This is a genomic window from Microcystis sp. LE19-41.2A, from assembly GCF_027530405.1.
Taxonomy (GTDB): Bacteria; Cyanobacteriota; Cyanobacteriia; order Cyanobacteriales; family Microcystaceae; genus Microcystis; species Microcystis aeruginosa.
Window position 1 is genome coordinate 1 of the sequence record NZ_JAPZQJ010000098.1, and the last position, 1,583, is coordinate 1,583.

At 41.2% G+C, this 1,583-nt stretch carries 1 protein-coding gene and 1 pseudogene; both read right to left on the reverse strand.

Annotation, left to right across the window (positions count from 1 at the left end; genetic code table 11):
* Positions 1-593: 593 nt before the first annotated feature.
* Complete coding sequence (locus O9290_RS04145) at positions 594-1,385, reverse strand: HpsJ family protein (RefSeq protein ID WP_288055101.1); 792 nt, start codon at positions 1,383-1,385, stop codon at positions 594-596.
* Positions 1,386-1,444: 59 nt separating this feature from the next.
* Positions 1,445-1,583: pseudogene (locus O9290_RS28415) on the reverse strand (RRXRR domain-containing protein); the annotation flags it as partial.

Here is a 1,583-nt window from a genome sequence, read left to right on the forward strand (position 1 = left end):
CTAGGGTTTGCTGAATAATGGTAAAACCCTTTTAAAATAAAGCTTTTGACCTGTTAAAGTCCGATGTTCATGCTGCGAAAATAGGATTGGGACGTTCAAAAACCTTGCATTATCCTTCTTGTAGTACATCGCTTGGTACAAAAAACACGGGCAACAAAGCCTAAAACGACCGGCTCCTGACGACCGGCTACTGACTCCTACCCCCAGGAAAAACTTTTTCAGCAGACCCTATTTATTCTTGCCACTTCCTAATTCATAATTCATAATTCCCGCTCCCCCGCTCTCCCGCTCCCCTATACCTTTTAAACAGGATTTAGTATTAGAGGTTTAATCAATAAAAGGGCATCAGCAAATGATGCCCTGTGGCTGAATATTTAAGTATGGTCATTTCAATTAAAATTGAGAATATCAATCCCAGAGTTCATAAGGGTTTTGTCGGTCTAGAGTGTCTCAGACTTATCTGAAATGACTATAGTTACAGATTTGATCCTAAGGATGAAGTATGCTCTTGTCTGCGCTCGTCTCCTGACTCGGAGAATTCTGAGTACCGAAAACGAAAACTTTATACTTGATCATTAAGATAAATCCCCTGCTTAGGCAGTGCGTTTTTTGACACTACCTAGTTCTCGAATGCCTAACCAACCGATCACACTATAGCAAATCGATAGCAACATACTTTGAATACCAATTCTTAACCACTGTTTCAAAGCCTCCAAGTTAGCTTGACTTTCTGCCTGTGTTCGCCGCTCTTGCAGCTGAGTTTGTCGCCGATTTTTGATCTCATCTAATTTCTGTTTAAACTCCTTCGGTTTTTTGGATAAATCCCGTAAACCAGTTAATTCTTCTCTTTGTTGGCGAAGGGTCTGTAACTGTTCTGTGCTGATTGGTTGTCCTTGGAAACGACCAGTTTCAATCAATTGAGTTGCCCGAGAGATATCCTGGTCTAATCGTTGGGGATTTTGCGATAGCGTATTTAACTGGACTAATAAGGCTTGAATTTGTCCCTCCCCTTGGTCAACACCCTGTTGAATTTGAGTCAAAGCGTTGTTTTTAATCTGGTTGATATTATTGATATGAACAGGAATCATCAACAGAAAAACTAAGCCTAACAGTGTGGAAAAAATAAAGATCGGCCAACGCAATTCAAACCGAGATTTTCTAGGAATGACATCTCTATTGTTAGCGTCAATCCAGTAAGCGATTAAAACGAGAACGATACCCAGAAGAGGAACAATTCCTCGATCGACAAAGGTGGTGACGAAACCTACCTGCCATTGGGATTGATTAAATCGATAGGGCAGCGGCAGGATAAACCCATCCAAAAGGAAGGAAATAATGAAAACCAATCCCGCTAATTTCAGGGACAAAGAAGTAAAGCTGTTCATCGAAAAAATGGGTCTGAAACCCCGCCCTTTAGCGATAGCGGAGGGCGGCTTTATATGAGTTAGCGAGAAACAATTAAACCGTTAGAACGACGAATTAACTGAATCTTGCTAACAGCTATCTGTCCCAATCGTTGACCATTGGTATCGCTTACAGATAGCTGTTTTTCGGTATCTCCACTGACATAACCAATCCCTTTG

Bases quoted from the DNA above. Each gene is read 5' to 3' on its own strand.
- O9290_RS04145 (WP_288055101.1), bottom strand. From the start codon at position 1,385: ATGAACAGCTTTACTTCTTTGTCCCTGAAATTAGCGGGATTGGTTTTC.